Consider the following 25272-nt stretch of genomic DNA (forward strand, 5'->3'; position numbering starts at 1 on the left):
AGTGACTATTCACGACGTCGTCATCGTCGGCTCCGGCCCCGCCGGATGGACCGCCGCCATTTACACGGCCCGCGCCGGCCTCAAGCCCGTCGTCATCGCTGGCGCTGTCAGCGCTGGTGGCGCGCTCATGCAGACCACCGAGGTGGAGAACTTCCCCGGCTGGCCCGAGGGCATCCTCGGCCCGGACCTCATGGAGAAGCTCCAGGAGCAGGCGGAGCGCTTCGGCGCGGACGTGCGCTACGAGGACGCGGAGTCCACGACGCTCGAGGGCGAGGTCAAGGAGGTCGTCACCGACGAGGAGACCTACCAGGCCAAGACCGTCATCCTCGCGCTCGGTTCGGAGTACAAGAAGTTGGGCCTGCCCGGCGAGGAGGAGCTGTCGGGCAAGGGCGTGTCCTACTGCGCCACGTGCGACGGGTTCTTCTTCCGTAACCAGGAGATCGCGGTGGTCGGCGGCGGCGATTCGGCCGTGACCGAGGCCCAATTCCTCTCGCGCTTCGGCACCACGGTTCACGTCATTCACCGCCGCGACGAACTGCGCGCCTCGCAGATTATGGCCGACCGCCTGCTCGCCAACGACAAGGTGAAGATGCATTGGAACTCCGTGGTTGAATCGATTAACGGCTCAGCCAAGCTTGATTCCCTCACCCTGCGTGACACCGTGACGGGCGAGACCCGCGAGCTACCCGTGACTGGCCTGTTCGTGGCGATCGGCCACGAGCCGCGCACCGAGTTCATCAAGGGCCAGATCGCGCTCGACGACAAGGGCTACATCACCGTGGCCGAGCCCAGCACCGCAACGAGCGTGCCGGGCGTGTTCGCGTGCGGCGACGTCGTCGACTCCCACTACCAGCAGGCGATCACCGCCGCGGGCATGGGCTGCAAGGCCGCGCTCGACGCCGAAGCCTACCTGGAGGCACTGGCCGGCTGACCGGATGGCCGGCGTCGTCGGTTAACAAGCGCTTGTGACGCCAGCGGGCCGTTGGGCGCAAGCCGGCGGGCCGGCGTCGTTGGGTAGCCTGTGGACAATTCTGCGCGGGTGGGAGGCAAAGTGGTAGCGTCGGCGTGGGAGAGGAATGAGATGAACGAGCGCATCGCGAGCAAACTAGCCGCCACGGGATCGGGCACGCGCCTGGATCCGTGGTTTGACCGTTACGCGGACCGGGCACTTGGCATGCGCCAGTCCGAGACCCGCTCGCTGTTCGCAGTGGCGAACCGCCCGGAGGTCGTCTCGCTCGCCGGCGGCATGCCGAACATCGAGGGCCTCCCGCTCGACTTCCTGGCGGAAATGTCTGCCAAGCTCATCCGCGAACGCGGCACGCAGGTGCTGCAATACGGTGGCGGCCAGGGTGAGGAAGAGCTACGGGAGATGATCGTTGAGATCATGCGCCCAGAAGGTATTCGCGCCCACCCCGACGACATCGTGGTGACCACCGGCTCGCAGCAGGCGCTGGACCTCATCACGCAGATCTTCATCAACCCGGGCGACGTGATCGTGGCCGAGGCACCCAGTTACGTGGGCGCGCTCGGCGTGTTCCGCGCCTACCAGGCCAACGTGGTGCACGTGCCGCTCGATAAGGACGGGCTGATCCCGGAGGCGCTCGAGGAGACGCTGACCAAGCTAGAGAACGAGGGCCGTGAGGTCAAGTTCCTCTACACCGTGCCAAATTTCCACAACCCGGCGGGCGTGTCGATGTCGCTGGAGCGCCGCCCGCAGATCGTGGAGATCTGTAAGCGCCACCACGTGCTCATCCTCGAGGACAACCCGTATGGGATGCTCGGTTTCGACGACGTGACGATGACCCCGCTGCAGACCTTCAACCCCGACGGGGTAATCTATCTCGGCTCGTTTTCCAAGACCTTCGCACCCGGGTATCGCGTGGGTTGGGCGCTGGCGTCGCACGCCGTCATTCAGCGACTGGTGCTGGCGAATGAGAACGCGGTGCTGTCGCCCACGAAGATGGGCCAACTGTCGATCTCCGAATACCTGCGCACGTACGACTGGATGGCGCAGATCAAGTCCTACCGCTCGATGTACCGCGAGCGGCGGGATGCGATGACGGGCGCGCTGGCGAAGTACCTGCCGCAATGCTCGTGGAACGTGCCCGAGGGCGGGTTCTACACGTGGGTGAAGGTACCCGACGGGATCGACGCCAAGGCGATGCTTCCGCGCGCCACCACCAATCTCGTGGCCTACGTGTCCGGCACAGCATTTTACGCGGACGGGCAGGGGCGTGACCACATGCGCCTATCCTTCTGCTACCCCACCCCGGAGCGGATAAAGGAGGGCGTGCGGCGCCTGTCCACCGTGCTCGAGGCCGAACTCGACACCGTTCAGATGTTCGGCAACCCCAATCGTCACACCAACTCCGGCGTGGAAACGCCGAACTCGAACCTAAGGTAGGTAATGATGGGCCCGATGACAGTAGCTGTGCTCGCCGGTGGCCTCACCCACGAACGTGAGATCTCGCTCCACTCCGGCCGCCGCGTGGCCGATTCGCTGCGGAACTCCGGGATCCAGGTCAAGGTTCTCGACGTCGACGCCCAGCTTCTCCAGCGCCTGGACGCGATCGAGCCCGACGTCGTGTGGCCGCTCGTGCACGGATCCATCGGCGAGGACGGCTCGCTGCAGGACCTGCTGGTGTTGGCCGGGTACCCGTTCGTCGGCTCAGAAGCCTTCGGATGCCGGCTGGCCTCGGACAAGTCAGTGGCCGCGTCGGTGCTGGCGCGCGCCGGGCTGCGGGTGCCCGATTCGCTCGCGCTTCCGCAGAGCCTGTTCCGCGAGGTGGGCGTGGGCAACATTTTGAACCTGGTGGAGCACCGCTTCGATTTCCCCCTGGTGGTGAAGCCCACCAAGGCTGGGTCCTCGATGGGCCTGTCGATCGTGTCTGACCGCGCGGCGCTGCCGGGCGCGATGGTGGACTGTTTCGCCTACGGGGATGTGGCCCTCATCCAGCAGCACATCGCGGGGCGTGAATTCGGCGTCGGCGTCGCCGACCTTGGGGAGGGCCCACGGGCGCTGCCGCCGGTGGAAGTCCGGGCGTCCGGCCCCTACGACTACGACGCGCGATACAACCCCGGCCGGGTGGAGTACCTCATTGCGGACGAGGAGGACAAGGTGACGCACGTGGTCAGCGAGATGGCCGAGGCCGTGCACCGTACGCTCGGGCTGCGCCACCTGTCGCGCACGGATGTCATGGTCGACGCCGAGGGCCAGGCCTGGTTCCTCGACGTCAACATCACCCCCGGCATGAGCGAGACCTCGATCTTCCCGCAGGGCGCGGCCGCGCTGGCGCGCCGCCAGGGACGCACGCTCGACGACGTCTACCTCGACATCCTCACAACGGCCGCGCACTCCGCCGACGCCGCCCAGGAGTAGGGCGGGCGCTGGCCACGCAAGCAACGCTGGCGAGTGCCGTCAGCGACGACGCGGGAGTCATGAGTTTCACCCGGTTCGCCGCACATGTTGCGCTGGCAGATCTCAGGCTTGTTGCGCCGCACCGCTCTCTGCCTCGACTGCCACGGCACCCTCAGAGAGGTTGTCGAGGATCCGGTTCAGGTCTTCGATCGTCGCGAATTCGATGGCGATCCGCCCCTTGGTCAAGCCCATGTTGACCTTGACCCGGGTGTTGAACCGGTCCGAGAGGCGGCCCGCGAGCTCATTGAGCTCTTCCGCGTAACGGCCGCGGCGGGGACCCCGTGCACGTGCGGGGGCGTAGTCCTCCCCGATCGCCACGGTTTCCTCGACCTGCCGAACGGAGAGGCCCTCCGCTACGATACGCTGGGCGAGGCGCTCCATCGCCGCGGGATCCGTGAGCCCGAGCAGGGCGCGGGCGTGTCCCGCCGAGAGAACGCCGGCCGCCACCCGACGCTGGACGAGCGGGGGTAGCTTGAGCAGGCGTAGCGTGTTGGAGATCTGCGGGCGCGAGCGAGCAATTCGCCGGGAGAGTTCTTCCTGCGTGCACCGGAAGTCCTCGAGGAGCTGCTGGTAGGCAGCCGCTTCTTCCAGGGCGTTGAGGTTTGCCCGGTGGAGGTTTTCAAGGAGGGCGTCGCGCAGGAGGTCGGCGTCGTCGGTGTGACGGACGATCGCGGGGACGGTGTCCTTGCCCGCCCGCTGCGAAGCTCGCCAACGACGTTCGCCCATGATGAGCTCGTATTGCGCGTCCGGGTTGTCTGGGTGGTGCTCCGCGAGCCCGCGCACGACTATCGGCTGCAGCACCCCGACCTCCGCAATCGAGTCTGCGAGCTCTTGGAGATCGTCCTCGTCGAAGACTTCGCGCGGCTGGCGGGTGTTGGGAATGATGGCGTCGACGGGAATGTCGCCGAAGGTGGCGCCCGGGACGGGGAGCAGCCCGTTGGGATCAGCGGTGTCAGCAGTAGCAGCGGTGGCCAGGTCAGGCATGCCCATGCCCGTGGGGGTTCCACCAGCCCGGCCCTTGCCCTTGGCGGGCACACCCGGCTCGCTTGCGGTTTCTGTTCCCGAACCTGCCGCCAAGTCGAGCGAGATTTCCAGGCCGGCGCCTTCCTTGGCTGCATTTTCGGACAGCATGGAATCCTCCGAAGAACTGGCCTCCGAAGCGGCCTTCTTCGCGGTTGTCTTTTTTGCCGTGGTCTTCCGGGCAGTTGCCGGCTTCGTTTCGCCGGATTCCTTCACCGTATCTGCCTCAGACACCACAGTGTCCGAATTGTCCGAAGTGTCGGCGCTTGTCGTCTCCTTCGCGATGGGCGAGCTGAAGAAAACGTCCGTGGCCCGACTGCGCGTTTCCTTTTGTTCCTCGGGGAACAGCGCGCCGAGTCCGCGTCCGAGTGCTCTTCTCTTGTCAGCCATTCTTACCTCCGGTTGGCGATCTCGTGGGCGGCGGCGAGGTAGGCGACGCCTCCGGCCGAACGCGGGTCATACGTGAGCACGGTCTGCTCGAAGCTGGGCGCCTCGGAGATCTTCACGTTGCGAGGGATCTCGACCGTGAGGGTTTGCTCCGGGAAGTGCTCGCGCACATCGGCAGCGACGTCCTGTGACAGGTTGGTGCGCTTGTCGAACATAGTGAGCAGGATCGAGGAGATGTGCAGCTCCGGGTTCGCTGATTCCTTGATCATGTTGATGGTGTTGACCAGCTGGGTCAGGCCCTCCAGTGCGTAGTACTCCGCCTGGATGGGGATCAGCACCTCGCGAGCGGCGATGAGGGAGTTCAGCGTGAGGAGCCCGAGGCTGGGCGGGCAGTCGATGATGATGTAGTCGACGTCCGGGTTAGCGGCTTCTATCGCTTCCTTGAGGCGGTATTCCCGTCGGAATTCCATGATGAGTGAGACCTCGACCGACGAAAGATCGATCGTCGATGGAACCACTTGCAGGTTGACGATGTCCGGGCATTGGTAGGTGACCTCATCGAGAGGTTTCTGGCCCATCATGACTTTATACAGCGACTCGGTGCCGGGCGTGTGCGGAGTTCCAAGAGCCGTCGAGGCGTTGCCCTGGGGATCCGCGTCAATGACCAGCACCTTGAGACCACCGAGCGCGAGTCCCGCAGCGATGTTCACCGCCGTGGTCGTCTTTCCGACGCCGCCCTTTTGATTTGCGACCGCAATGATTCTGGTCTGCTCGGGCTTGGGAAGCTTTTTTCCGCGAAGTCCTCGCAGTGTCTTCCTGTCACGGAGGAGTTCTGCACCCACTGGGGATGCCGCTTCCGTGAATTGCTCTTCAAAAGTACGCTTGACGGGCTCAGTGCCGCGGCGACGCTCGGCTTGACGTCTGGGATCTGCCACTTCTGCTCCTCGGGTTGTTAGGAGTTCATTCTATCGGAGTGCCCCGACAATCGCGCTTCTGAACTTCTTTCGAGCGTTGTTTCACGTGAAACATCGGCCCCGCGCACGAACGTTGACTGCTTAATTTCTCCATCAAACTGACCGCGTTTCACGTGAAACAGTCGCGCCTCTCTACAGCACTTGTGATGTCCACAGGGCCTATCAACCGTTTCACGTGAAACACTATTCGGTTCCCAACTGTCTTGTGCTATACGTTGGCGGGAACGATATAGTTTACTCAATTCGAAAATTTTTAAATGAAGCGTTCAACAACCGAAGAGCGACGGCACGTTACGAGGAATTGCAGACTAAGCCGCCTCAAAAGACTATGACGTTTCACGTGAAACGGAAATCTAAAGGAAGCTACCGAAGGACCTGTCCCGAGCAGCGCCCGAAGTAACTACGAAGGACCGGAAAAATGATACTCCCTGCCGAACGTCCCGGCGACACTTCCGCAGACAGAAGCTCCAGAGCGGTGTTTCACGTGAAACATGAAACGGTGAAACAGCGCACGACGTGAAGTGCCAGCGGAGGCACGGCGTTATAACCGCCCGTAGTGCCTCAGGTTAAAAGCATGGCTGTAAGTTCAAGTACCTGCATTGCAGTCGAATGGAGGGAAGGCTGTCACAGACAAATTTGCTGTTTCACGTGAAACATCGCGCTGACGGCCAGACTCCGACTGCAAAGCCTGAACCGCTCACTACTTCATCTTGACGACCTCAACTACCCTTGTGCCCTCGTCAGTTCCCCACACATCCACGTCCATCGTTCGCGCAGACTGTGCCCGGTATTTCATGAGTTGCTTCTCGGCCTCGGCTACTTCAATCTCGGCCCGCTGCCCCTTGAGTGCGACAAGCCGTCCGCCGGGCTTGAGTAGTGGTAGCGTCCAGGGGAGTAGCTTCTTGAGGGCGGCGACTGCGCGGGCGGTCACGACGTCCACGGCATATGTCTTCGGTAGATCTTCGGCTCTGGCGCGGATGACGTTCACGTTCTCCAACGCCAGTTCATCGGTGATGAACTGGAGCCAGTCGGTGCGTCGTTCCATGGGTTCGATGAGGTCGACGTCAAGGTCAGGGCGACTGATAGCGAGAACCATTCCAGGAAATCCGGCTCCCGCCCCTACGTCCGCGATCCTCATCCCGTTGGGCACGAACTCCGACACGGCAGTCGAGTTCAGCAGGTGGCGCGACCACAAGCGGTCCAGCTCCCGCGGCCCAATGAGGCCGCGCAGCTCACCCTGCTCCACGAGCAGTTCTCCGAAGCGAACGAGCCGCTCCCACTCGCGAACACCAAAGTGACCTGCGCCGCCCTCCGGCGTGGGCTCCACTCTCACCACGTCAACACGCGCACTCGCCGGCTCCCACCCGGACTTCCTCGCATCCGACATCTCTACACGCTCCCTCTTCTACCACTACCTACAGAAACGGGGGCCAGCCGCAGCCAGCCCCCGCATCAGCGTTGCTTACTCGTCCGCGGACTCGGCGCTCTCCGCGCTCTCCCCGCTGTCGGCACTTTCCGCACTCTCAGCGCTGTCGCCAGAGTAGTCGTCGTCGTAATCATCATCGGGAAGGGTGATGACCACGTGGCGGTCCTGGCCCACGCCCGACGAATCAGACACAAGCCCGGCGGCGGCCACGACGTCGTGGACCACCTTGCGCTCGAACGGGTTCATCGGCTTCATCGAGTAGGGCTCTCCGGTTTCCTCCACGCGGTCCACCGCGCGCTGTGCGATCTCCGCGATGTGGCGGCGGTGGCTGTCGCGGTAGCCAAGGATGTCGAGCATGAGGCGCGAACGCTCGCCGGTCTCCTGCTGGACCGCCAGGCGGGTCAGCTCCTGTAGCGAATCGAGTGCCTCGCCCTTGCGGCCGATGAGGCGCTTGAGCCGGCGGTCCCCGCCGTCGTCAGACACGATCGCCACGGAGGCGCGGTCGGCCTCGACACCGATCTCGATGTCCCCGTCGAGGTCCGCGATGTCGAGCAGCTCCTCGAGGTAGTCTGCAGCGATGTCGCCTTCTTGATCAAGCTTGGAAGTATCTTCGCTCATCTTTATCCCCTAAAAATTGCGCTTCTTTTGGTTCTGCTGGCGCTGCTTGGCCTGCTGCTTCTTGTTCTTCTTGGTCTTCGACCGCTGCCGCTCGGCCATCCGCCGCTCGTAGCGCTTCTGGGCGCGCTCGGCGTCGGTGAGTCCGTCGAGTCCCCGAATCTCATACTCTTCTTCGGCGATGTCGGCGGCGGCGCCGTTCACGACGTCGGCGGCGGGCTCAACGCCCTTCGCTGCGGCCTTCTTGGAGCGCTTTTTGCCGAGGGGCTGTTCGCGCTGACCCACCGACACTTCGGTGGCCGACTCTTCTTCCTCCGGCGGCAGGCCCTTGGCGATGCGCTTGGCGCGCAGCCGCTCCTGGCGGGCCTTATAGGCCGGCGAGCCGGGCGCGGGGTTCTTGGTGATAAGCCAAGTCTGCTGGCCAATGTTCCAAATGTTTCCGGTCAGCCAGTACACGAGCACGCCCACCTGGAAAACCGAGCCGGAGAACAGGTAGATCAACGGCATGCCGTAAAGCATGTACTTCTGCATCTTGTATGCCGGGTTGTCCGGGTCCTGCGAGTCCTCGGGCAGGTTCTTCGTCATGATCTGCTTCTGCGAGAAGAACAGGGTGGCCATCATGAGGGCGATGAGCACCACGGCCACCACGATGACGTTCGTGGGCAGGGAAAAGCTGTTCGCCGTCGAGATCGAGGACACGAGCGGGGCTCCGAAGACCGTAGACTCGCCGATCTCCTGGGCCACGGCCTGGTTGATCGGGCCAATCGACGGGCGCTGGTACGAGACGGTGGAAATCGGCAAAACCGCGTAGAGCAGGCGGAAAAGGGAGAAGAAGATCGGCATCTGGATGAGCGCCGGGAGGCAGGCCGAAAACGGCGACGTGCCGTGGTCGCGGTAGAGCGCCATCATTTCTTCCTGCTGGCGCTGCTGGGAGACCTGGTCGGTACGCCCCTTGTACTTCTTCTGGATCTTGCGGATCTCGGGTGCGAGCTCCTGCGATGCGCGCGAGGCCCTGGTCTGCTTATTAAACAGCGGGATGATGAGGATGCGGATGATGATCGTGAGGCCCACGATCGACAGTACCCACGCGGGCCCGGCGCCCGCCTGCATCCCGATCGCGGTCAGTGCGGTGTGAATCCCGTACATGATGTAGGAAATGACCCACATGAGGGGGAAGAGGATGGTATCCACCTATACGCTCCTAAGCGTCGTGACCATCGCCATGGCTATCTGCCTGATGGTCGTGTTCTTGCTGTTCGCGCAGTGCGATGAGTTCTTTGTAGCCTAACGGCTTGGTGGGCCACTTTCCCTTTTCGGGAACCCAGTCCACCCCGCCCTTCGACCATTGATTACACCGCAGCAACCGCCAGATACTTAAAAGTGTACCTTTAATCGCGCCGTGAACTTCAATTGATTCGAAAGTGTAGGCCGAGCATGTCGGCTGGTACCGACACCGCCTGGGCTGACCTGCGGAAATGCTGCGCTGGTACCAGCGGATGCCGGCTTGCAGCGCGCGAGAGACGCCCTTAGCCACGCGTCACCCCCGCACGTTCGAGTTGCACGACGACGGCCCGGGTCAGCTCCTCGTAGCTCGCCTCCGCCGCGGCGGGTAGCGCGCGCACGACGACGAGCTCCGCACCGACGTCGAGGTGGTCCCTCATAATATGGCGAAGACGCCGGCGTACCTTGTTTCGTACGACGGCGTTGCCCACCTTCTTACTAACAGTGAAGCCGACCCGAGGGCCGGCTTGCGGTTCGCCCTTCACGACGTGAACGACGACGTATCTGTTTGCGCTGCGTAACCCCGAGCGGAAGGCGAAGCGGAAGTCCTCCGGCCTGCGCAGTCGGTTCGCTGCAGAGAGCATTTACGCAGAGAGCTTGGCGCGACCCTTACGGCGACGTGCGGCGAGGACGGCGCGTCCGGCGCGAGTGGACATGCGCTTGCGGAAACCGTGGGTCTTGGCGCGACGACGGTTGTTCGGCTGGAAAGTGCGCTTCGTAGTCATGGGTGACCACCTAAACTAGATCGGATAACGAAAACACTCCATGCGGAGCGCGTGTGCAAAGCACACATGACTTATCGAATTTACTGAAGAATTAGCCGAAAGGTCAAGGAACGCGCGCGGGGCGGTGATGGATATCTCAAGACCCCAAGAATGCCCAGACTGGAGTAATTCCATTTATTAATATCATCCACATTTTTCCTTCCCCTAAAGGTTAAAACTTTCGCGCGTGAACACGCCATTTGGGCCTGTGAATTACAACAGTGTAATATCCACACGTGTGCACAAGCCTGTGGATAACTAATCTGACTTTCCACATTTTATCCTCTACTATGAAGAGTCCCAGAAAAAATAGTGATCGGAGAAATGATGGACGGCTCACCTGCACGCGATGCATGGACAGCGGCCAGTGAGCTCCTCCGCGCCCAGGGCGACCTCTCCGACTCCCAGGCGGCCTTTGTGCGCCTCGCACACCCTCTCGCCACTGTGGACGACATCTTCATGATCGGCGTCGGCTCCGAGTTTGTGAAAAATTGGATCGCCGAGCACGTGTCCACCATCATGGAAAACCAGCTCTCGGCCATCCTCGGGCGGTCCGTGCGCCTGGTCATCTCCGTAGACCCCTCGCTCACCGAACAGCAAACCACACCGAACCAGCCCGTCCCGCAGTGGCAGGCCCCCGAGCGCCAGCTCCATGTGGTCGACAACGACGCCCCAGCCGATCCCGCAGGTCCGGGCGCAACCGGGATGCCGGCGTCGGGAACCCAACAAGAATCATCGAACCTCCAGGTGGCGCACGGTTTCCCGCCCGTGACGGACTTTGAGGATGCAACTGGCAGCCCGTCGTCGCCGGACCTGTTCGGACCCTCCTCGCACGACGTCGCTGACAAGCCCGCCGAAGCCGAACCGGTGCATCACATCCCGTCCGGGCTGGGCACAATGCTGCCGCGGATCGAGAAGAATCAGGACCAGTCGATCGCGAACCTCAACCCGCGCTACACGTTTGACAACTTCGTGATTGGCGAGTCAAACCGCTTCGCGCACGCCACTGCCCTCGCGGTCGCGGAGGCGCCGGGTTCCACCTACAACCCCCTGTTCCTCTACTCCGACTCGGGCATGGGCAAAACCCACCTCCTTCACGCGATCGGCAACTACTTCCTCAGCCTCTTCCCCGGATCGCGCGTGCTGTACACGAGCTCAGAAGAATTCACGAACATGTTCATCAACGCCATGATGCGCAAAGAGGGTCACAATTTTAAGAACCTCTTCCGATCGGTGGACATCCTGCTCATCGACGACATCCAGTTCCTCTCCCACAAGGAGGGCACGCTCGAGGAGTTCTTCAATACCTTTAACGCGCTGGCGACTGCGAACAAGCAGATCGTCATCACCTCCGACGTGGCGCCCCGGCTGCTCGACGGCTTCGAGGAGCGCATGATCTCGCGCTTTGCGTCAGGAATCGTGGCGAACATCGACCTGCCGAACCTCGAGACCCGAATCGCGATCCTGGAGAAGAAGGCAGCTTCCGAAAAGCTCATGGTCCCACGCGACGTGCTCGAATTCATTGCCTCGCGCATCACCACGAACGTGCGCGAGATGGAGGGCTCACTGCGGCGCGTGACCGCATTTGCCGGACTTTTCAATATGCCGGTCACGCTCGACGTGGCCGAAAGCGCGCTGAAGGACATGATGAGCGACCCGAGCTCGTTCACCGTGACTGCGGCGCTCATCATGAACCAGGTGGCCTCCTATTTTGGGATCACGGCCGAGGACCTGAAGTCGCCCACGAGGACCCGCTCACTCACCCAGCCACGCCACATCGCGATGTACATGTGCCGGGAAATGACCGACCTGTCGTTGCCGAAGATCGCCGAGTCCTTCAACCGCCGCGACCATACCACTGTGCTCAACGCACTGCGCAAGGTCGAGAGCCTCATGGCGGAAAAGCAGGAGATCTACAACCAGGTCGCCGAGCTGACCTCGCGCATCAAGCAGGCGGCCAAGGAACAGGCCCAGCTATCCGAGAACAGGTAGCTGCGCTCGCCGCTCGCTGTCCACATCATGTGTGATTAACCGAGCCAGTTTCTGCTCGAAACGTGTGGAGAAGTGGCCGAAAACTGCGAGCATATGACACTCAAAAGTGTCCCATCCACACCGGCGCCAAGATAGGCACAGGGTAATCCCACAGATATCCACAGGGATGAAAGCGCGAGGGATCGAGCGAAGATGGACTTATCCACGAAATCCACAAAGGCTACTACATCTACTACCCATGAACTTCCGAAATGACGACCTTGGCCACCGACTGCTCGAACGAATGGGCGCACGCGGGGTCGGATCGCTAAAGTAGGAGCCAGATAATAGAAAGTAGGTTTGACGGTGAAATTTAGCGTCGATCATAAGGAATTTACTGACGCCGTGACCTGGGCATCGCGCACGATCCCCTCCCGGCCGGCCAACGCCGTCCTTGCCGGCATTCACATCGTGGCCGAGGAGGACGGCACGGTCACGATGGGCGCACGCGATTCGGACATTTCCTCGCAAATTACTATCAACACGGCGAACGTGATGGTGCCGGGCGAGGTGCTGGTCAACGGCAAGCTGCTCGCCGAGATCTCGCGCTCCCTGCCCAATCAGCCGATCGAAATCGAGAGGGACGGCGGGAAGTTTGACATTTCCTGCGGCCGCTCGCACTTTACTCTCAAGACCATGGCCGCAGAGGACTACGCCGACCTGCCGGCGATGCCGCCGGTGATCGGCAAGGTGGATGGCGCGGAGTGGGAGAAGGCCGTCTCGCAGGTGACCATCGCTGCCTCGAATGACGACACGCTACCCATGCTCGTTTCCGTGTGCATCGAGATCGAGGGCGACCAGATTTCCCTCATGGCCACCGACCGCTACCGGCTCGCGATCCGCGATTTGGCGTGGGCCCCGGTGCACTCCGACTACTCCACCCGCATCCTCGTGCGCGCCTCGCGCCTGCTCGACGTCGCGAAGGCGCTCGGCACCGTGTCGGACGTGGAGATCTCGCTCCAGGATGAGGGGATGGGCGCGCTCATCGGCTTCTCGGCCGGCAACCGCCAGAACACGATCCAGCTCATCGATGGCGAATACCCGCAGGTCCGCTCGCTGTTCCCCACCGAGGTCAACGGTCACGTCGAGCTCGACCGCCTGGAGATCCTCGACGCGATCAAGCGCTCGCGTCTGGTGACGGAGAAGAATGCGGCCGTGCGCCTGTCATTCTCCGAGGGCGAGGTCATGCTCGAGGCCGGCCAGGGCGACAACGCTCAGGTCTCCGAAGTCCTGCCCGCCACGCTCGAGGGCGAGGACATCAAGATGGCCTTCAACCCGATCTTCCTGCAGGAAGGTTTCGCGGTGATTGACGAGCCGACCGTGCGCCTGTCGTTCACCCACCCCACCAAGCCGGCGGTGGTGACCTCCCAGGACAAGGATGGCAACGTGGAGGACGACTTCCGCCTGCTCCTCATGCCGATTCGGACTTTCGGCCAAAACTAGGTGTACATCTCCGATCTGGCCCTCAACGACTTCCGGTCCTACCGCGAGGTCGTGCTCGAGTTCGAGCCCGGAGTGGTGACCTTCGTGGGTGAGAACGGCCAGGGCAAGACGAACCTGGTGGAGGCCATCGGGTACCTGGCCACGTTTTCGTCGCACCGGGTGGCTGCCGACGCCGCGCTCGTGCGGCAGGGCGCGGGCGCCGGGGTCGTGCGCGCTAAGGTGCGGCGCGGGGAGTCGGAGACGATGGTCGAGGTGGAGATTATCACCGGCAAGGCCAACCGCGCCCGGATCAACCGGGGCAACGCCCGCCCGGCGGACCTTTTGGGGATCGTGCGGACCGTGGTGTTCGCCCCGGAGGACTTGAGCCTGGTCAAGGGAGATCCCGCGGATCGGCGCCGATTCCTCGACAACCTCATGATCCAGTTCCGTCCACGTTTGGCCTCGGTCAAGGCCGAGTACGAGCGGGTGCTCCGCCAGCGCGGCGCGCTGCTCAAGGCCCTACAAAAAACGCGGCGGCGTGGCGGGGTGGTCGACGAATCCTCGCTCGAGGTGTGGGACGACCAGCTCGCCCGCTACGGTGCGCAGATCATCGCCGCCCGCGCCGAGATCATCGCTGGCCTGCGCCCGCACGTGGCGAGCTACTACGCCGACGTGTCGGGTGGCAATGACGTCGCCCGCATCGACTACGCCGCTAATCTCGACGAACGCCGGAACTGGGCCCTTCCCACCGCCGCACAGCTCGCGGGAGAGGACGGCACCGAGCTGGCGGACGGCGTCGTGAAACACGAAACGGAGCTGCGGGACGCGGCGGCCGTCGAGGCGAAGCTGCGCGAGACGTTGCGCGAGTGGCACGGGGCGGAGATCGAACGTGGGGTGAACCTGGTGGGGCCGCACCGTGACGAACTTGAGCTTTCACTCGGCACGTTGCCGGCGAAGGGATTCGCGTCGCACGGGGAGTCGTGGTCGTATGCGCTGGCGCTGCGGCTCGGCTCGTGGGCCCTGCTGCGCGGGCACGAGTCCGGGGACTGGGCCGAGCACGAGGAGCCGATCCTTATCCTCGACGACGTCTTCGCCGAACTTGACTCCCGGCGCCGGCTGCGGCTGGCCCAGATCATCGCCAACGCCGAGCAGGTGTTCGTCACCGCCGCCGTGGGAGACGACCTGCCGCCACTCGGCGGGATCCGGTTTGCGGTGACCCGCGGGAAGGCGACGCGGCTCGACGACGGCGGCCGTACTGGCGGCGAAGGCGCGCCGGGCGGCGTCGTGACGGACGCTGACGTGGGACGTGACGTGGACGGTGGCGCGGATACCGTGGGCAGCGATGGATAGGATCGCGCAGGCCAAGCGCGCGGCGGCGGAAAAGTACGGTGACGAGCTGCCTCTCGAGGCACTCGAGCGGGCACGGCTCATGGCCGAGGCCCAGGGCTGGGTGCGTGTGCGGATGGTGGCGCGGATTGAGCGGAAGGCCGAGCAAATCGGGGAGGACGTGGTGGTCCCCATCCCCGGGCAAGACGTTGGTTCCGGCTCGCGGCCCTCGAAGCGGGACCCGAAGCCGCTCGGCATCGTGTTTGACCACCTCGTGAAAACCCGGGGGTGGGGCACACAGCTGGAGATTGGATCGATGGCGGCGCGCTGGCCGGATATCGTCGGGGAGGCAATCGCGAACAACTGCCAGGTGGAGAGCTTCGAGGACGGGGTGCTGACGCTGCGGGCGGGGTCGACGTCGTGGCAGACGCAGATGCGCGCGCTGTCGGCCTTCCTCGACAAGCGGTTGGAGGAGGAGCTGGGCCCCGGCGTCGTGAAAGAGATCGTGGTGGGCGGGCCGTTCGCGCGCTCGTGGAAGCACGGGCGCTACTCGGTGCCAGGGCGCGGACCGCGGGACACCTACGGGTGAAGAGGCGGTTGCCGGGGGACGGCGTCGTCGGAAAGATATCCACGGGCCACGCTCACGAGTTTCGAACCTCTGTGGGAGGACATGTGGCGAGATTTTGCGTCCAAAACGCGCTATAATTGGTTTTTGGTCTCATGGTGTAGATACCTACCCAAACGGGCCTCAATGCCTTCCAGGCGATCCTAGGGCTTATTTAGAGATGTAGACCACAGGTAGAGGAGTTGCCAAGCGTGGCTGAAAATAATCGGATCGGCGCGGTCTCGGAGGACCAGTCGTACGACGCGTCGAACATCACCGTCCTTGAGGGGCTCGAGGCCGTCCGGAAGCGCCCGGGCATGTACATCGGCTCCACCGGCGAACGCGGCCTGCACCACCTGGTCTACGAAGTGGTTGACAACTCGGTGGACGAGGCGCTCGCCGGCTACTGCGATCACATCGAAATTACCCTGCTGGAGAACGGCGGGTGCCGGGTGGCCGATAACGGCCGCGGTATCCCGGTGGATATTCACCCCACGGAGGGCCTGCCAGCCGTCCAGGTGGTCATGACCGTGCTGCACGCGGGTGGCAAGTTCGGCAACGGCGGCTACGCCGTGTCAGGCGGTCTGCACGGTGTGGGCGTGTCGGTGGTCAACGCGCTGTCGACGCGCATGGATACCGAGGTCCGGCGCGACGGCTACGTCTGGCGGATTTCCTACGAAAACGGCGTGCCCGTGGCGCCCTTGGAGAAGGGTGAGCCCACCACCGAAACCGGCACCACGCAGACTTTCTGGCCCAACGGCGACATCTTCGAAACCACCACGTTCGACTTCGAGACCCTGCGCCACCGCCTGCAGCAGATGGCGTTCCTCAACAAGGGCCTGCGCATCACCCTGATCGACGAGCGGCCGCAGGCCGTTCCGGAGGGCGAGGAGGTCGTGGGCACGGAGGACTCGCTCGCGGCGGAGGAGCGCCCGCACCTCGAGGTCTCCTACCATTACGACGGCGGCCTGCTCGACTACGTGCGCCACATCGTCAAGACCAAGAAGGTCGAACCCGTTCACACCGACCCGATCTACTTCGAGTCTGAGGACGAGGAGAAGAAGATCTCGGTGGAGGTGGCCATGCAGTGGACCGCGTCGTATTCCGAGACCCTCCACACCTTCGCTAACACGATCAACACCACCGAAGGCGGCACGCACGAGGAGGGATTCCGCACGGCGCTGACCTCGGTGATCAACAAGTACGCGCGTGACAAGGGCCTGCTCAAGGAGAAGGACCCGAACCTCTCGGGCGATGACATCCGCGAGGGCCTTGCCGTCGTCATCTCCGTCAAGCTTGGCGAGCCGCAGTTCGAGGGCCAGACGAAGACGAAGTTGGGCAACACGGAAGCCCGCACCTTCGTCCAGCAGCAGACGTACGCCCACATCTCCGACTGGTTGGACATGAACCCGTCGGAGGCGAAGGAAATCATCCGCAAGGCCACGCAGGCCTACCAGGCGCGCATCGCAGCGCGGAAGGCGCGCGAGGCGACGCGTCGCAAGTCGGTGCTGGAGTCGGCGTCGATGCCGGGCAAGCTCAAGGACTGCACGTCGCGTAACCCCGAAGAGTGCGAAATCTTCATTGTGGAGGGTGATTCGGCGGGCGGCTCGGCCGTCAACGGCCGCGACCCTCGCCACCAGGCGATCATGCCGATCCGCGGCAAGATCCTCAACGTGGAAAAGGCGCGGCTCGACCGGGCGCTCAGCTCCGACTCGATCCAGAACCTCATCACCGCGTTCGGCACGGGCGTGGGCGAGGAGTTCGACATCGACAAGCTGCGTTACCACAAGATCGTCTTTATGGCCGACGCCGACGTGGACGGCCAGCACATCGCCACCCTGCTGCTCACCCTCGTCTACCGCTACATGCGCCCGCTCATCGAGGCCGGCTACATCTACCTGGCGATGCCGCCGCTGTACCGTATCAAGTGGACGAATGCCACGCACCAGTATGTGTTTTCCGACGCCGAACGCGACGCGGTGCTGAAGGAAGGCATGGCCGCCGGCAAGAAGCTACCCAAGGCCGAGGGCCAGGGTATTCAGCGCTATAAGGGCCTGGGCGAGATGAATGATTCGGAGCTGTGGGACACCACGATGAATCCCGAAACCCGCACGCTCAAGCGGGTCAACATCGGGGAGGCCGCCGCCACGGACGAGGCCTTCTCTATCCTCATGGGTGAGGACGTGGGTTCGCGCCGTAGCTTCATCCAGCGCAACGCCCGTGACGTGCGATTCCTCGACATCTAAGGATTAATCGTGAGTGAGAATACTGTGAACTTTGAACACGGCAGCATCAAGGATGTCGACCTCCAGCGCGAGATGGAGACCTCCTACCTTGACTACGCCATGTCGGTCATTGTGGGGCGCGCCCTGCCCGATGTGCGCGACGGCATGAAACCCGTCCACCGCCGCGTCATCTACGCGATGTGGGATGGCGGCTACCGGCCCGATTCGGCGTTCTCGAAGTCGGTGAAGATCGTCGGCGACGTCATGGGTCACTACCACCCGCACGGTGACGCCGCCATCTACGACACGATGGTCCGCATGGTCCAGCCGTGGAACCTGCGCTACCCGCTGGTGGCCGGCCAGGGTAACTTCGGTACCGCGGGTGACTTGGGTGCGGCCGCGCCGAGGTACACCGAGGCGCGGATGGCTCCCCTGGCTGTCGAGATGGTCCGCGATATCAACGAGGATACGGTCGATTTCCAGCCCAACTTCGACGGTTCCGTCCAAGAGCCCGTGGTGCTGACCTCCCGCATCCCGAACCTGTTGATCAATGGTTCGGAGGGCATCGCGGTGGGCATGGCAACCTCGATCCCGCCGCACAACCTGCGCGAGATCGCCGCGGGAGCCCAGTGGTACCTCGAGCACCCGGACGCCACGCGCGACGAGCTGCTCGCCAACCTCATGATGCGTATCTCCGGCCCCGACTTCCCCACCGGCGCCACGATCCTGGGCACCAAGGGCATCGAGGATATGTACCGCACAGGCCGCGGCACGATCACCCAGCGCGCGAAGGTGGAGATTGACGAGGTCAACGGCCGCACGTCGCTCGTCATCTCCGACCTGCCCTACCAGGTCAACCCCGACCGCCTGCTTGACCGCATGGTGGAGGGCGTCAAGGACGGGCGGCTGTCCGGCATCGCCGACATCCGCGACGAGTCCTCGGGCCGCGCGGGCCAGCGCATCGTGGTCGTGCTCAAGCGGGACGCCGTGCCGAAGGTGGTGCTCAACAACCTCTACAAGCACACCCAGCTGCAGAACAACTTCTCGGCCAACATGCTCGCGCTGGTCGACGGCGTGCCGCGCACCCTCTCGCTTGACGGATTCATCCACTACTGGGTGCAGCACCAGGTAGAGGTCATCAGCCGACGCACCGCCTATCGCCTGCGCAAGGCCGAAGAGCGCCTCATGATCCTCGAGGGCCTGGTCAAGGCGCTCGACATGCTGGACGAGGTCATTGCCCTCATCCGGCGTTCGCCCACGGTGGAGGAGGCCCGCACCGGGCTCATCGAACTGCTCGCGATCAACGAGATCCAGGCCGACCATATCCTCGCCATGCAGCTGCGACGCCTGGCCGCCCTCGAGCGGCAGAAAATCGTCGAGGAGCGGGACGAGAAGCTCGACCTGTGCGAGGACTACCGCGACATCCTGGCCAAGCCCGCCCGCCAGCGCGCGATCATCTCCGAGGAACTGAACGAGGTGGTGGACCGCTACGGCGACGACCGCCGCACCATCATCCTCCCCTTCGACGGCGAAATGACCGTGGAGGACCTCATCCCCGAGGAAGAGATAGTGGTGACCGTGACCCGCTCGGGCTTCATCAAGCGCACCAAGGTCTCCGAGTACCGCGCCCAGCGCCGCGGCGGCAAGGGCGTCAAGGGGACGACGCTGCGCAGTGACGACGTCGTGGAGCACATGGGGATCGCCTCAACACATGATTGGCACCTGTTCTTCACGAACCTCGGCCGGGTCTACCGGGTCAAGGGATACGAGATCCCCGAGGGCTCGCGCGAATCGAAGGGCCAGCACGTGGCGAACGTGCTCGCGTTGCAGCCGGGCGAAGAGATCGCCTCCGCCTTCACGCTGCGCACCTACGACCAAGCCGACTACCTGGTGCTCGCCACAGAGGACGGCATGGTGAAGAAGACCAAGCTGGCCGACTACGACTCGGCCCGCACCGGCGGCCTCATCGCCATCAACCTGCGCGAACACGTGGACGGCTCCACCGACCAGGTGGTCTCCGCCCAGCTCATCAGCGAAGGCGACGAGCTCATCCTCGTGTCCCGCCAGGGTCAGTCGCTACGCTTCACAGCCGACGACTCCTCGCTCCGGCCCATGGGCCGCGCCACTGCGGGCGTGCGCGGCATGAAGTTCCGCGACGGCGACTCGCTGCTCGCCATGGAAGTGGTGCGCGAGGACTCGGAAGTCTTCGTCATCACCGACGGCGGCTTCGCCAAGCGCACCAGCGAAGACCAGTACAGGCCCCAGAACCGCGGCGGCCTCGGCATCCGTGTGGCCAAGGTGGCTGAAAATCGCGGCGAGCTGGTGGGCGCGCTCATCACCAAGCCCGGGGACGAGGTCGTGGTGATCATGGAGGGCGGCAAGGTGGTCCGCTCGCGCGTGGACGAAGTCAACCTCACCGGACGCAACACCCAGGGCGTGCGTTTCGTCCGCCCCGATAGCGGCGACCGCGTGCTCGCGATGGCGCCCGTCTTCGAGTCGGACAGCGCTGACAGCGCTGACAGCTCGGATTCCGCCGATTCCGCGGACACTGTCGCCTTGGGCGAGACGGTCGGATCCGGCGACTCGGTCGCAGCCGATGAGGACGTGGCCGCGCCTGTGGACGCGGGCGGGGCAACGGCGTCGTCGGACCAGATCGACAATCAGCCCCAAGAAGGGTGAGCGGGCGCGCAAAAAGCGGTAGCGTCATACCAGTAGCAACATCAACGACGGAGATCTCTCATGACCGAGACCACGCATACCCCCGATAGCGTCGACGCGGCGGAGGAGCGGCTGGACGTTGGCATCAGCCGCGTCCGCATGACTATCTCGCGCATCGACCCGCTGTCAGCGCTCAAGCTGTCCTTCCTCGTGTCGGTGGGTGTGGGCATCATGATCGTCATCGCCGCGATCCTCCTGTGGTTCACGCTTGACGCCATGCACGTGTGGGCGCGTATCGACGAGCTGCTCGTGACGCTGAACTCGGCGCCGCTGCTCGAGCTGGGTCAGTTCATGCAGTTCGGGCGCGTCGTCTCGTTCGCCGTGGTGGTGGGCGTTATTGAGGTCGTGCTCATGACCCTGTTCGGCACGGTCATGGCACTGCTCTACAACGTGGTGGCTATGCTGGTCGGCGGGCTCGGAATCACTGTCACTGACGAGTAGCCCGGGTGGCTCGCTCGCGGGCGGCTCGGTGGGCCGGCCAGCGGTTGGCGGACGCGGCGGCAGAAATGTGACGTCGAGCGCTCAGGTCATATCCGGTTTGGAGAAGTGCGGGAGAATGAGTTAACCTAATTCGGCATCCGTTAGGAACGGGGCGTATAGCTCAGTCGGTTAGAGCGCCACACTGATAATGTGGAGGTCCGTGGTTCGAGTCCACGTACGCCCACTCGTTAATCGAGGAAGGTCACGATGAAGAGGTTTGCTCTGGTATGTTTGGCCGGCCTGGGAGGCTACATCGTGTTCCTCCAGGTTCAGAAGAACATGCAGCGTCAAGCCACGTGGCAGCAAGTGACCGACCCGGTTGATCTTTAAGGGGCCTTGGCGCAATTGGTAGCGCACCTGCTTTGCAAGCAGGGGGTTACGGGTTCGAGTCCCGTAGGCTCCACAAATGAATTCCGCTAAATATCAACGAAAAGCCACCATCATCGTTTTTCGGATATCGAGTTGGATACCCATGGAAACGGCGTCTCGGTAATTGAAGGCGTCCACGCACTAAGCACGACAAACCCAGGATCCCGGGCCATTCAGCGCGGCCGAAACATCTGGGGGCGGGGTGCGTATCGCACCCCGCCCCCAACAGATAGGCTGTGTCTCAATCCCCGTCAGCGGCTAGCTGACCGGAATCTGGCTCGGACTAGTCTTCCTTGTCCTCGTCGATGAGGCCCGCTGCCTCAGCGGCCTCCTCCTCGCGAGTCTTGGCCACCTTCTCCTTCAGCTCCTCTTCCTTGAGCTCCGCCTCCGAGACCTCCTCCTGGATGACCTCATGAGCGGCGGCCTGCTCCTCGTCCTTATCCTTCGCAGGGGTCTCGGAATCCTCCGGCTTGGCAGCCGACTCATCCGTGGGCACCGAGACGTCCTCCCAGTAGGCTTCGGCCCACGGGTCCTGCACCGGCTTCGAGCGCGCCCACGCCACGTACGCTGCAACGGCGCCCGCGCCAGCAACGGCCAGGAAGCCAACCCACTTGCGCAGGCCACGCTTCTTCTCCGGCTTGGCCAGCTCCTTCTTCGACGCCGCGACCACAGCGTTCGCGCGCGTGGCCAGGTCGCCAGAACCGGACTTTGCCTCTTCGAGGGCGGCGTGAGCAGCACGCTTGGCACGCGGCAGGTAGTCCTCCCGCACCAGCGCCGACGTCTCCTCATACCGGCTGGTCGCATCGGCGACGAGCGGGCGGGCCTTCTCCGCGGCGTCGTGAGCGGCGTCGTTAGCCTTGTCGTAAGCGTCCTTGACGTAGGGCGCGGCCTTCTCGTACGCGTCGTGGGCGGCGTCGTTAGCCTTGTCGTAAGCGTCCTTGACGTAGGGCGCGGCCTTCTCGTACGCGTCGGCGGCAAGCGGCTCCGCCCAATTGACCGCGGCTCGCACCGAATCCTTCACGAGGGAGCCAAGCTGGCTACCAACCTCTGCCGCACGCTCGGCCAGCGGCTCAACCTGGTCGGCCACCTTCTCCTTCGTGCTCTTCTTCTTGAACAAAGACATGTTTACCTCCACTGCTGGACGGCGTTGTGCCGCGCGTAACCCTTATCTTTCCACGTAGAGCTCCGTTTCGCAGGACGCTAGCCGAATTACCTCGGCAAACAGGGCCCCTTTTCGTTGACAGAGTAAATTTCGCCGATAGCGGTGTACCCAAATGAATGCGTGGAGAAAACCGGCCCGACCTGCGCGGGTGTGGGAGGATTAGCCCTATGGAAGCAACACTGCATACAAATTACGGAGACATCAAGATTGACCTCTACCCGGAGCACGCTCCGGAGACGGTCGCGAACTTCACCGAGCTTGCCACCGGCAAGCGCGAGTGGCTCAACCCCCGCACGGGCGAACCCACCACTGACCCGCTGTACGACGGCGTCATTTTTCACCGCGTCATCGCCGGCTTCATGATCCAGGGCGGCGACCCGCTCGGCACCGGCACCGGCGGCCCGGGCTACCGTTTCGACGACGAAATCGCCCCCGAGCTCAACTTCACCGAACCCTACGTGCTCGCCATGGCCAATGCCGGCAAGCAGGGCGGCCGCGGCACGAACGGCTCGCAGTTCTTCATCACGGTTGCCCCCACCACGTGGCTGCAGGGCAAGCACACCATCTTCGGCAAGGTCAACGACGCCGACTCGCAGGCTGTCGTCGACTCCATCGCCGCCGTTGAGACCGGCCCGATGGACCGCCCGGTGGAGGACGTGGTCATTAACTCGGTGACGGTCGCCGACTAGCAGATGTACGACGCCGAAAGGTCCGGGATGTCGGACCACAATCGCGAAATTCCCGGTTTCCGGAGGCGGATGGCCGTTCGGCGTCGTAATCCTGCCCCTGCCACGACCGTGCTCATCGTGGCGTGTGGGATCATGGCTCTTGTGGAGCGGCTGCAACCCCAGGTGGGGGTGGAGCTCATGTTCTACCCTCCGCTCGCACAGGTGCAGCCGTACCGTTTCATTACGTCCGCCTTCCTCCACAGCGGCTTTTGGCATTTGGTGCTCAACATGTATGCCCTGTGGCTGCTCGGGCGGGTGCTCGAGCCGGCGCTCGGCAGGGTGAGGTACCTGGCGCTCTACTTCTTGTCCGCGATCGCGGGTAACGCCGCGGTGTATGGGGTGGCGAACTTGACCGGAGGGTGGAACGTGGGCGCGGTGGGTGCGTCCGGCGCGATCTTCGGGTTGTTTGGCGCGCTCGTCATTCTCTCGCGCAAGGTGGATGCGAACATGTCGGGAATCTTCACGATCCTGGGCGTTAACCTCGTCTACAGCTTTGTGGTTCCAGGGATCTCGTGGGAGTCGCACGTGGGCGGGCTGATCGTGGGCGCGCTGCTGACCTGGGCGTGGATATCCATCCGCGAGAGCTTCCCGGCGAGGCGTAAGCGCACTGTTCTTGAGGTCGCCGCCGGCCTGCTGGTGCCGGTGCTGACGGCCCTCGTTCTGTGGATTTAGCGGCAACGACGCCGCGTTACCTCCCCTGCATTTTTAGCCTCATCTATCCCCAGGTGTGGTTTACCCTGTGGAGAATTACATGAGTGTAATTCGAGTTGTCCTCAGCTGTGGCTTGGCCTGTGGAGAATTACATGAATGTTATTTAGGCGGGCGTGAAGCTAACTCGTGAATCTGAAAGGTTCCGTGCTGAAAACCGAGCTTTGTGGGCCCAGACTTACCAGTTAGTAACACCCGACGCCTGCGCCGGGCTGGGCGGTCAGTGAGCGCGCTACTTCCAGCCCATCGTCATGAGGAAGCCCACCAGCATGAAGCCGATGCCCACGAAGATGTTGATGTTACCGTTCGACAGACCGGGGATCGGGAAGCGACCGCCGGTGATGTAGGCGATGACGATGATGATCAGGCCGAGCACGGCGAGGCCGACCATGACGGGAACCCACCAGCGCGGGGACTGTTCGGGGGCCGCGGCCTTGCGGTTCTCCTGGGCGTGCTGCTGGGCAATCCTGCGCTCAACGACCTTCTTGCGCTTCTTCGATTCGGGCATCGCTCATCCTTCTATGCGGAACGTACCCCCAAATCCTATACGGATAAAAGGAAAAACGGGAATCATCCACAGGGTTAGTTTTCGCATCTGGGGAAGGTGGGAGGGATGAAATACACTATGCTTGAGCCAGTCAATTCGAGGAGATGATATGAAGGCGGACCAAGCACGGCGTAAACCATCCCTGTTCGGCCGTATCCTTGGTGTCATTGGGGAACTGATGATCACTGCTGGGCTCGTCATTGGGCTGTTCATTGTGTGGCAGATCTGGTGGACGGATATTGAAGCGAACCGTGAGCAGCAGGCCGCGATTGTCACGTTGCGTCAGGAGTACGGCGAGGTTGCTGACGACGGGATTGCGGAGCCGCAGCCGGGCCCGCCGCCGGAGTGGTCGGGGCCCATGGGTGTGGGTGAGACGATCGGCATCATGCGTATCCCGGCATTTGGCTACGAGTATGCTTACACGATCCAGAACGGCACGGACTTGACCACGGTGCTCGATAAGGGTTCGTTCGGCAGGTATACGGATACGGCGTTCCCGGGTGAGGTGGGTAATTTCTCGACGGCGGCCCACCGGCAGACGTACGGCGCGCCGATGATGAACGTGCAGAACTTGAAGGAGGGCGATGCCGTGGTGGTGGAGACCGCGGACGCCTTCTACGTATACAAGATCATCGCGGATGAGATCGTGTCGCCCACGGACGTGTGGACGATCGCGCCGGACCCGTTCATGGCACTTGATTCGCTGAAGAATGGCATGCCGGTGTCGGAGGCCACGCGCCGCCTGCTGACGATCACCACGTGCCACCCGCCTTTCGTGTCGAATGAACGCTGGATTGTCCACGCCGAGTTCGATTACTGGACGAAGCGTGAGGATGGCCTGCCGAAGGAGCTTGTTGACCCGGCGACCACCGCGGTGGAAGGAGCGAACTAATGTACGGAGCGATTTGGCGCATGCTTCCGGGCCCGACATGGCTGAAGGTCCTGGAGGCCCTTGCCCTGATCTTTGGCGTGGTCTACCTGCTGTTTGAGTATGCCTACCCGTGGGTCATGGAAAACACTCACTTGGTGGATAACACGGTCGGCGAGTGACCCCGGCGGGGTCCGCC

At 63.3% G+C, this 25272-nt stretch carries 25 protein-coding genes and 2 tRNA genes; 17 read left to right on the forward strand and 10 right to left on the reverse strand.

From position 1 onward, the window contains the following. Position 1: 1 nt before the first annotated feature. From trxB to HMPREF3174_RS02010, 3 genes are all read left to right on the forward strand, one after another. Entirely contained in the window at positions 2–931 is a 930-nt protein-coding gene (gene trxB / locus HMPREF3174_RS02000; protein ID WP_070447608.1) for a thioredoxin-disulfide reductase, read from the forward strand. A 150-nt stretch (positions 932–1081) separates the two neighbouring features. Continuing rightward, positions 1082–2404, forward strand: coding sequence for an aminotransferase-like domain-containing protein (locus tag HMPREF3174_RS02005; protein ID WP_062612877.1), 1323 nt, complete (start codon positions 1082–1084; stop codon positions 2402–2404). Positions 2405–2419: 15 nt separating this feature from the next. Next, positions 2420–3379: a D-alanine--D-alanine ligase family protein gene (locus HMPREF3174_RS02010; protein WP_244899237.1), complete on the forward strand. Its 960-nt coding sequence runs from the start codon at positions 2420–2422 to the stop codon at positions 3377–3379. A 102-nt stretch (positions 3380–3481) separates the two neighbouring features. On the opposite strand, the gene HMPREF3174_RS02015 is transcribed toward HMPREF3174_RS02010, so the two are convergent. The 8 genes from HMPREF3174_RS02015 to rpmH all read right to left on the reverse strand — a co-directional run bounded on the left by HMPREF3174_RS02015 (position 3482) and on the right by rpmH (position 9846). Further along, positions 3482–4672, reverse strand: a complete 1191-nt coding sequence (locus tag HMPREF3174_RS02015) for a ParB/RepB/Spo0J family partition protein (RefSeq protein WP_371440124.1) — start codon at positions 4670–4672, stop codon at positions 3482–3484. A 158-nt stretch (positions 4673–4830) separates the two neighbouring features. Next, on the reverse strand, positions 4831–5667 hold the full coding sequence (locus tag HMPREF3174_RS02020; RefSeq protein ID WP_070447612.1) for a ParA family protein: 837 nt from the start codon (positions 5665–5667) through the stop codon (positions 4831–4833). Positions 5668–6499: 832 nt separating this feature from the next. Next, positions 6500–7186, reverse strand: a complete 687-nt coding sequence (rsmG, locus tag HMPREF3174_RS02025; RefSeq protein ID WP_068538926.1) for a 16S rRNA (guanine(527)-N(7))-methyltransferase RsmG — start codon at positions 7184–7186, stop codon at positions 6500–6502. Positions 7187–7261: 75 nt separating this feature from the next. Further along, entirely contained in the window at positions 7262–7843 is a 582-nt protein-coding gene (locus HMPREF3174_RS02030; RefSeq protein WP_062612867.1) for a Jag family protein, read from the reverse strand. Between the two features lie 9 nt (positions 7844–7852). Next, positions 7853–9031, reverse strand: a complete 1179-nt coding sequence (gene yidC, locus HMPREF3174_RS02035; RefSeq protein WP_068538924.1) for a membrane protein insertase YidC — start codon at positions 9029–9031, stop codon at positions 7853–7855. Positions 9032–9041: 10 nt separating this feature from the next. Further along, entirely contained in the window at positions 9042–9374 is a 333-nt protein-coding gene (yidD, locus tag HMPREF3174_RS08900) for a membrane protein insertion efficiency factor YidD (protein ID WP_083200591.1), read from the reverse strand. Beyond that, positions 9367–9705 carry a ribonuclease P protein component gene (gene rnpA, locus HMPREF3174_RS02040; protein WP_068538923.1) on the reverse strand — a complete coding sequence of 113 codons (339 nt, stop codon included), beginning with the start codon at positions 9703–9705 and terminating at the stop codon, positions 9367–9369. The genes yidD and rnpA overlap by 8 nt, the downstream gene beginning before the upstream one ends. Beyond that, positions 9706–9846, reverse strand: a complete 141-nt coding sequence (gene rpmH / locus HMPREF3174_RS08905; RefSeq protein WP_024963111.1) for a 50S ribosomal protein L34 — start codon at positions 9844–9846, stop codon at positions 9706–9708. A 351-nt stretch (positions 9847–10197) separates the two neighbouring features. Here rpmH and dnaA point away from each other — a divergent pair, with 351 nt between their 5' ends. The 10 genes from dnaA to HMPREF3174_RS02085 all read left to right on the forward strand — a co-directional run bounded on the left by dnaA (position 10198) and on the right by HMPREF3174_RS02085 (position 21094). Next, positions 10198–11877, forward strand: coding sequence for a chromosomal replication initiator protein DnaA (dnaA, locus tag HMPREF3174_RS02045; RefSeq protein ID WP_246783050.1), 1680 nt, complete (start codon positions 10198–10200; stop codon positions 11875–11877). Between the two features lie 345 nt (positions 11878–12222). Further along, a complete protein-coding gene (dnaN, locus tag HMPREF3174_RS02050) occupies positions 12223–13359 on the forward strand; it encodes a DNA polymerase III subunit beta (protein ID WP_062613149.1) in 1137 nt (378 codons plus the stop codon). After that, on the forward strand, positions 13360–14688 hold the full coding sequence (recF, locus tag HMPREF3174_RS02055; RefSeq protein WP_062612859.1) for a DNA replication/repair protein RecF: 1329 nt from the start codon (positions 13360–13362) through the stop codon (positions 14686–14688). Next, positions 14681–15253 carry a DciA family protein gene (locus HMPREF3174_RS02060; RefSeq protein WP_070447613.1) on the forward strand — a complete coding sequence of 191 codons (573 nt, stop codon included), beginning with the start codon at positions 14681–14683 and terminating at the stop codon, positions 15251–15253. The genes recF and HMPREF3174_RS02060 overlap by 8 nt, the downstream gene beginning before the upstream one ends. Before the next feature lie 227 nt (positions 15254–15480). Then, the gene (gyrB, locus tag HMPREF3174_RS02065) at positions 15481–17514 is read left to right on the forward strand and encodes a DNA topoisomerase (ATP-hydrolyzing) subunit B (RefSeq protein WP_068538920.1); all 2034 of its coding nucleotides are present in this window, start codon (positions 15481–15483) and stop codon (positions 17512–17514) included. 6 nt (positions 17515–17520) lie between these two features. Then, positions 17521–20172, forward strand: a complete 2652-nt coding sequence (gene gyrA, locus HMPREF3174_RS02070; protein WP_371440858.1) for a DNA gyrase subunit A — start codon at positions 17521–17523, stop codon at positions 20170–20172. Between the two features lie 60 nt (positions 20173–20232). After that, positions 20233–20652 carry a DUF3566 domain-containing protein gene (locus tag HMPREF3174_RS02075; protein WP_062612853.1) on the forward strand — a complete coding sequence of 140 codons (420 nt, stop codon included), beginning with the start codon at positions 20233–20235 and terminating at the stop codon, positions 20650–20652. Between the two features lie 149 nt (positions 20653–20801). After that, positions 20802–20875 (forward strand) — tRNA-Ile (locus HMPREF3174_RS02080). A gap of 23 nt (positions 20876–20898) precedes the next feature. Next, positions 20899–21021 (forward strand): DLW-39 family protein, encoded by a 123-nt coding sequence (locus HMPREF3174_RS09450; RefSeq protein WP_210382915.1) that lies wholly within the window; start codon positions 20899–20901, stop codon positions 21019–21021. Continuing rightward, positions 21022–21094: transfer RNA gene (locus HMPREF3174_RS02085), tRNA-Ala, on the forward strand. It begins immediately after the preceding gene. A 249-nt stretch (positions 21095–21343) separates the two neighbouring features. On the opposite strand, the gene HMPREF3174_RS02090 is transcribed toward HMPREF3174_RS02085, so the two are convergent. After that, complete coding sequence (locus HMPREF3174_RS02090) at positions 21344–22183, reverse strand: hypothetical protein (RefSeq protein ID WP_070447618.1); 840 nt, start codon at positions 22181–22183, stop codon at positions 21344–21346. Between the two features lie 206 nt (positions 22184–22389). On the opposite strand from HMPREF3174_RS02090, the gene HMPREF3174_RS02095 reads away from it, so the two are divergent. Next, positions 22390–22911 (forward strand): peptidylprolyl isomerase, encoded by a 522-nt coding sequence (locus tag HMPREF3174_RS02095; RefSeq protein WP_062612849.1) that lies wholly within the window; start codon positions 22390–22392, stop codon positions 22909–22911. 69 nt (positions 22912–22980) lie between these two features. Then, positions 22981–23622, forward strand: coding sequence for a rhomboid family intramembrane serine protease (locus tag HMPREF3174_RS02100; protein WP_068538949.1), 642 nt, complete (start codon positions 22981–22983; stop codon positions 23620–23622). 268 nt (positions 23623–23890) lie between these two features. Here the strand turns inward: HMPREF3174_RS02100 and HMPREF3174_RS02105 are convergent, their stop codons facing one another. Further along, on the reverse strand, positions 23891–24166 hold the full coding sequence (locus HMPREF3174_RS02105) for a cell division protein CrgA (protein ID WP_062612846.1): 276 nt from the start codon (positions 24164–24166) through the stop codon (positions 23891–23893). Between the two features lie 148 nt (positions 24167–24314). Here HMPREF3174_RS02105 and HMPREF3174_RS02110 point away from each other — a divergent pair, with 148 nt between their 5' ends. Continuing rightward, a complete protein-coding gene (locus HMPREF3174_RS02110) occupies positions 24315–25097 on the forward strand; it encodes a class E sortase (RefSeq protein WP_070447622.1) in 783 nt (260 codons plus the stop codon). Further along, positions 25097–25255 (forward strand): hypothetical protein, encoded by a 159-nt coding sequence (locus HMPREF3174_RS09350; RefSeq protein WP_162839026.1) that lies wholly within the window; start codon positions 25097–25099, stop codon positions 25253–25255. Before HMPREF3174_RS02110 ends, HMPREF3174_RS09350 begins: the two co-directional genes overlap by 1 nt. The last annotated feature ends 17 nt before the right edge of the window (positions 25256–25272 follow it).

Origin of the sequence: Trueperella sp. HMSC08H06, assembly GCF_001808465.1 — a bacterium.
Classification (GTDB): Bacteria; Actinomycetota; Actinomycetes; order Actinomycetales; family Actinomycetaceae; genus Trueperella; species Trueperella bernardiae.